The 5,887-nt window shown below is 74.2% G+C and carries 6 protein-coding genes; 1 reads left to right on the top strand and 5 read right to left on the bottom strand.

What is annotated here, in order from left to right:
* The 3 genes from VGW35_10575 to VGW35_10565 form a co-directional block, all read right to left on the bottom strand.
* Nucleotides 1-1,035: transporter (locus VGW35_10575; GenBank protein HEV8308100.1), on the bottom strand; the 1,035-nt coding region annotated here is incomplete at its 3' end.
* Nucleotides 1,036-1,210: 175 nt separating this feature from the next.
* Complete coding sequence (locus tag VGW35_10570) at nucleotides 1,211-2,626, bottom strand: bifunctional oligoribonuclease/PAP phosphatase NrnA (GenBank protein ID HEV8308099.1); 1,416 nt, start codon at nucleotides 2,624-2,626, stop codon at nucleotides 1,211-1,213.
* Nucleotides 2,627-2,693: 67 nt separating this feature from the next.
* Entirely contained in the window at nucleotides 2,694-4,169 is a 1,476-nt protein-coding gene (locus VGW35_10565) for an aspartate ammonia-lyase (protein ID HEV8308098.1), read from the bottom strand.
* Between the two features lie 66 nt (nucleotides 4,170-4,235).
* Between VGW35_10565 and VGW35_10560 the strand changes: the two genes are divergently transcribed.
* Nucleotides 4,236-4,760 (top strand): hypothetical protein, encoded by a 525-nt coding sequence (locus VGW35_10560; protein HEV8308097.1) that lies wholly within the window; start codon nucleotides 4,236-4,238, stop codon nucleotides 4,758-4,760.
* Between the two features lie 147 nt (nucleotides 4,761-4,907).
* Here VGW35_10560 and VGW35_10555 read toward each other — a convergent pair whose 3' ends face one another.
* Complete coding sequence (locus VGW35_10555) at nucleotides 4,908-5,615, bottom strand: hypothetical protein (protein ID HEV8308096.1); 708 nt, start codon at nucleotides 5,613-5,615, stop codon at nucleotides 4,908-4,910.
* A gap of 4 nt (nucleotides 5,616-5,619) precedes the next feature.
* Nucleotides 5,620-5,887, bottom strand: a 268-nt coding sequence (locus VGW35_10550; GenBank protein ID HEV8308095.1) for a hypothetical protein, incomplete at its 5' end; no start/stop codon positions are given.

The raw sequence follows: 5,887 nt of genomic DNA, 5'->3' as shown, positions 1-5,887 counted from the left end.
AGGGGCCGCCGGCGCTCCGGGCGCCGCGGGGGCGCCGGGCGCGGCGGGAGCCCCGGGGGCGCCGGGCGCCGCGGGGGCGCCGGGCGCGGCGGGAGCCCCGGGGGCGCCGGGGGCGCCCGGCGGAGCGGCCACGGGACCGGGGGCGGCGGCCACGGCGCGGGCCGGCTCGTAGTTGTAGGTGAGCAGCGCGAAGACGCCCCAATCCGGAGCGTCGTTCGTGAGACCCTTTCGCCCGGCCAGGCTCAGGAGGAATCCGGCGAACCGCACGCGGAAGCCCGCCCGCGCCTCGGCGACCCAGTCGCCGTTCCGTTCGGCGCCCGTGCGCCGATTCGTGTTCGCCAGCCCTTCGGCGACCACCGAGAAGTGCTTGCCGAGCGGCTTCTCGAGTGCCACCCCGGAGGTGAACTCGTCGTCCTGGTCCACCGACCCCCGGCCGACGTAGGTGTAGCCGATGTTGGCGTGGCCGAGCAGGCCGCCGGGCAGCGTCTTGCTGAGCGCGAGCTTCCCGCCGACATCCCACTCGTTCCGGCCGATTCCGTGCTTGCGCTCGCCCGTCGGCGCGGCGGCGAAGCCGACGACGGCGAGCGCGGGACGCCCCGGCGCCTCGTCGAGGAACCGATAGACCGTGCCGAAGTTGATGTCGTCGAGGCTCGAGCCGCTGGTGCCCGCGCGATCGGCTTCGTACCACGTGTACGGGAGGTCCACGCCGACCTGCAGGCGATCGGTGATGCCGTAGGCGAGGGGCACCCACAGCGTGTTGAGGTCGAAGAGCCCGTCTTCTTGCTGGCAGACCGCATCCTCGCCGAGGTAGCCGATCCCGATCGAGAACCCCCCGGCCGGCAGCGTGTTCGCCCCGAAGACCGAGAAGCCACCGGTGCCGTTGACGGGCTGGTAGGGCCGAGCCGCGGCCTGGGGGGGCGGGCGGCGCTCTTGCCCGAGGGTCAGGCAGCCCGGCGCTGCCCACGCCGGGACGACGACGGTCAGCGACGCCAGGAAGCCGAGCGCGAGAGCCACGACGCGAATCTGCTGACTCATACTTCCCCTGTCCCTCCACCGGTAGACGCGGACACCACCCGGCCCACCTGACACGAGTTCGCGTACCTCAGAGAGGATCGGCCGACAACTCACTCACCATAGCATTTCCGGGGGGGTTCGGGACAGCCCCTAAGGGCATATCCCAGTCACCATGGCTTGCCTGGGGCCGAGTTCTCTAGGAGCTTGGCCGCACCGGCGCCGCGCCGTCCAGGGCGTGGACGAAGCGAGCGACGATGGCTCGCCGGACCGCGGCCGCGTCGAGCGGGCCGACGCGAGCCTCCCATTCCCGGAGCGGGATCACCGCCTTGGCGGCGGTGCGGTGACCGCCGGCCGAGCCGAGGCCGCCGAAGGCGTCCTCCCCCCCCTCGCCGGCCGCCCGGACGTAGCCCACGTTGCGGACCGAGATGTGGAGCTCGTCGCCCGTCAGCCCCGACACGACCGACCACTCGATCCCGGCTACCTGGAGGCACAGGTCGGCGAACTGCGGGATGAGGTCCGGCCGGCTGACCGGCCCCAGATGGGCGAAGAGGGCATTGTGGATGATCGTCCGGTGGACCAGCGCGTCGCCCAGGGCATCCAGCGCGTCCAGCGGCAGCTCGGGCCGCTCGATGCGGCGGAGCACGTTGTGGTTGGCCAGCTCGTACAGGAAGGCGAAGGCCTCCATGTCCGCCCGGATGCCGCCGCGCTCGAGGTGGAGGGTGTCCGACTTGATCCCGTAGAAGAGCGCGGTGGCCACCCGCTCGGTGATCTTCACCTCGGCCGCCCGGAGGTACTCGGTGAGGATCGTGGCCGTCGCGCCGTAGGAGGGCCGGATGTCCCGGAACGCCGCGCGGTAGCGCTTGGCTTCCGGATGGTGGTCGATCACGAGGGCGATCTCCGGCAGCGTCTCCTCGCAGAAGGCGGGCTGGACGTCCACCATGGCGAGCGCGTCGAAGCGGGCGAGGTCGGCGACCGTGACGTGCTCCACCTCGATCTCGAGGGCCATGACCATCGCGACGTTCTCGGGCCGCGTGATGCGGCCGAACGTCAGGAGCGGCGCCGACGCCTTGGTCCGGCCGAGGAGGGCCCGGAGCCCGAGCCCGCTGGCCAGAGCATCCGGGTCGGGGTCGTCCTGGAGGAGGATGCCGATCCGCTCCTTGCCGGCCAGCACCTCGCGGATGCGCTCGACCTTGACGCGCACGCACGCGCGGTCCATCTCCGGCCGGAGGCCCTCGCGGACGAGGCGCGGCAGCATGAGCGCCGTGACGGTCGGGTAGCGGGGCAGGACGGGCGCCTCCGCACCCTGGTGGACGAGCAGGACCGGGACGCCCGGCGCCGCGTCGAGGATGGCGTCGAGGATGGCCTCGGGGGAATCGGGGGCGCTCATCAGGATGACCAGGTCGCCCGGCTGGAGCTGCGCCCGCCGGTAGATCTTCGGGTCGTCGAGGGCGCCGGCCAGGGCCGAGACCCCCCGCCGGGCCAGGCGGTGACGGGCCTTCTGGTCGGCGACGATGAAGGTGGCGGCCTCGCAGTGATGCGGCGGACACTGGGCGTTGGCGCCGTGGAGGAGCTGGAAGAGAAAGTCCGTGGGGCAGACGATGACGCGCCGCATGGACGCTCCTATCATACTCCCAACGGCCGGACGCCGGGAATGCCGTGTTTCGACGCGGAGTTTTGGGTCAAGCCGGCGACAGCCCCACGCGGCGGCGGTAGGCGGCGTAGGCCGGCCGTCGCCGGATCGCGGCGGCCAGGGCCGGGTCACTTCGCGTGGGCCGGGTGACGCTCAGCGGGTCCAGCAGCCGGTCCAGCACGCGGTCGGGGATCAGCCCGTGGGCGCGGACCACCTCGCGCAGCGAGCGCCCGCGGGCCAGCGCCTCCTTCACCAGCTCGGCGACCACGGCGTAGCCGAGGTACGGGGAGAGGGCGGTCCCCAGCACCAGGCTCCGCTCCGTCAGGTCGCGGACCCGCGCCCGGTCGACCCGAAGGCCCTCGACACACTTCTCGCGGAGGAGCCGGACGGCCCGCACCAGGAGATCGAGGCTCCACCAGAGGTTGAAGGCGATCAGCGGGGTCATGACGTTCAGCTCGAGCTCGCCCGCGATGGCGCCGTGGGTGATGGCGGCGTCGTTGCCGCAGACCTGGTAGCACACCATCTCCACCGCCTCGGGGACCGAGGGGTTCACCTTGCCGGGCATGATGGACGAGCCCGGCTCGACGGCGGGCAGCGCGAGCTCGCCGAGCCCGGTGTGCGGGCCGGAGGCGAGCAGCCGGAGGTCCCGGCAGATCTTGGCGAGGTCGACCGCCAGCCCGCGGGCCGCGCTCGAGGCGAAGGCCAGCGCGGTCATGCTCCAGGTGGTCGCCACCCGGGACGGGGCGACCCGCAGCCGCTCGCCGGCGAGCCGCGCCAGCTCGCGCGTGACGAGGGCGGCGAACCGCGGGTGGGCGGTGATGCCCGTGCCGACCGCGGTGCCGCCGAGCCCGATCACCCGGAGGTCGTCGCGGGCCGTCTCGAGGCGCGCCCGGTCGGCGGCCAGCGCCTCGGCGTAGCCGAGGAACACCTGGCCGTAGGTGATGGGCACCGCGTCCTGGAGGTGCGTGCGCCCGGGCTTGACGGTGGTCCGATGGGCGCGGGCCAGCCGGCGCCAGGCGCCCTCGAGCGCGCGGACCTCGGCGGCCAGCGCGCGCGACCGCGCCAGGGCGCAGAGGCGCGCCGCCGTCGGCGTCACGTCGTTCGAGGACTGCCCGAGGTTCACGTGGTCGTTGGGATGCACGGGCGCGTACGTCCCCCGGCGCCCGCCCAGCATCTGATTGGCCAGGTTGGCGATGACCTCGTTGGCGTTCATGTGGTGGGGCGTGCCGGCTCCCGCCTGGAAGACGTCGAGGACGAAGGCGTGATCGAGCGCGTTGGCGGCGACGCGCTGGGCGGCCCGCTCGATCGCGCGCGCGAGCCGGGCGGGCAGCAGGCCGAGGCGGCGGTTCGCCCGGGCCGCGGCGAGCTTGATGAGTCCCAGGGCCCGGATGTAGTCGGGATGCGGGCGGAGGCCCGAGAGCGCGAAGGTCTCGCGCGCGCGCTCGGTGAAGATCCCGTGGCGGGCGTCGGCGGGGACCGCCCGCACCCCCAGGCTGTCCCGCTCGACCCGGGCGCGCCGGGGCATCAGTGACCCCGGGCCGCGGGCGAAGCGCCCCGCGGCCGGCCTCGTCTATGGGGTACGATGGCGGTCATGTGGCGTGTTCCCGCCGCCGGGGTCGCGGCGCTCTCGCTGGTGGCCGGCCTTGCGCTCGCCCTCCCGAGCGCCGCGGCCGAGGGGCCCGCCGCGCCGGAGGGCTCCGCGGCGCGGCGCGCCGAGGCGCGGCTCGCCTTCCACCTCGCCCGCGCGGAGGCGCTCCGGGAGGCGCTGGCGCCCGACGTCTACGGCCCGTGCCGCCGCTTCGAGAGCCCCGCGGCGTGGAACCGCTACCTGGCCGGCCTGGTGGACCAGGGGATCACGTTCGTCGCGCACCTGGAAGAGGCGTGGCGCGAGGCGAAGCGGGCCGACGACGCGGCGCTGCGCGCGCGCGTCAAGGCGGCCAGGCGGCGCATGCTCGTCGGCGACCCGGTGCGGCTCGTCCGGAAGCTCGTGAGCTGCGCCGCGCGAAACGGCTCGCCCCTCGACCTCTGGACCCTCTGGACCCGGGCGGCGGCCGAAGAGCCGCGCCGCCGCGGGGAGGTCGCGCGCCAGGCCGACCTCGCCCTCCCCCGCTCCTGACCGCCGTCGCTCTCTTCTCGTTACGGCGTTACGCCAACCGCGCGTCATCCGGGCGCGCGCCCCTGGTCTGACTCGGAGGGGGGCTTCGCCCCCCTTCCGAACCTCCCCCCAGGAGGTTGCGCGGGCGAAGCACTCCGAGCGCGGGCTTCAAAGATGGGCGATCTCGTCGTCGGGGGCCTGCTCCCGGTGGCGGAACCGGCGCTCGAGGAGGTCGCGGGCGAGGTGCCTCGCCCCGAGCCCGAAGGCGAGGGCAAAGGCGAGGACGATGCCCCCGAACACGAGGCCGAAGGCGAGCATCACCATCTCGCGCCCGATCCCGAGCTGGGTCAGGACGGCGGCCAGCGTGAAGGCGAGCACCGCCCACCGCACGGCGCGGGCGAGCAGGCGGGCCTCGGCGATCCGCGCGTTCACGGAGCCGATCAGCACCGCGTTGGCGAGGAAGTTCGCGAGGAGCCAGCCGACGACCAGCATGAGGGCCGCGGCCAGGACGTTGGGGATGAGCTGCACGACCAGCGAGGTCGCCCCGTGCATCCCGGGGAGCTGGAGGGCGTCGATCCCCATCATCGCGAAGACGAGGAAGATCCCCCAGAAGACGAGCGACCCCGCCAGGCGGTCCGGCTCGCGGATGATGGCCGCCCGCGCGAGCGCCTGCTGGACGCCCCAGCGCTCGCAGCGGGCCGAGAACCGGACCGCCCGGAGGAGGCGCACCACCAGCGCCCGCGCCACCCCGCCAAAGATCAGCCCCAGCACCAGCAGGATGAGCATGGTCAGGACGTTCGGGACCAAGGCGGCCAGGCGGCTCCCGACCCCCCGCATGGTCTCGACTACCACGATGTCGTCCCAGAGGTTCCGCATGGCTCTACCGTACGGGAGGCACGCGGGACCGGTCAATCCGGCGGACGACGGAGCCCGGCCGCGGCGACGCGACCCGTAGCATTTCCTCGGCGGCCTCGAGCATCTCGCGCGCCGACCGGGTGACCTCCTCGGTCACCTTCCACTGCTCGGCGGTCGCGCGGCGCAGCTCCTCGACCGCCAGGATCGCGGCCTCCCGCGCCGCCTCGGCGGCCCGGCGCGCCTGCTCGGCGTCATCTCGAGCGCGCTCGGCGGCCGCTCGCGCCTGCTCGGCC

The organism is Candidatus Methylomirabilota bacterium, from assembly GCA_036005065.1.
Lineage (GTDB): Bacteria > Methylomirabilota > Methylomirabilia > Rokubacteriales > DASRDR01 > DASYQW01.
This window is presented reverse-complemented; position numbering and strand designations above follow the sequence as displayed.

Coding starts and splice junctions, on each gene's coding strand:
- VGW35_10555 (HEV8308096.1), bottom strand. CDS start 5,615: ATGCGGAACCTCTGGGACGACATCGTGGTAGTCGAGACCATGCGGGGG.
- VGW35_10570 (HEV8308099.1), bottom strand. CDS start 2,626: ATGCGGCGCGTCATCGTCTGCCCCACGGACTTTCTCTTCCAGCTCCTC.
- VGW35_10565 (HEV8308098.1), bottom strand. CDS start 4,169: ATGCCCCGGCGCGCCCGGGTCGAGCGGGACAGCCTGGGGGTGCGGGCG.
- VGW35_10560 (HEV8308097.1), top strand. CDS start 4,236: ATGTGGCGTGTTCCCGCCGCCGGGGTCGCGGCGCTCTCGCTGGTGGCC.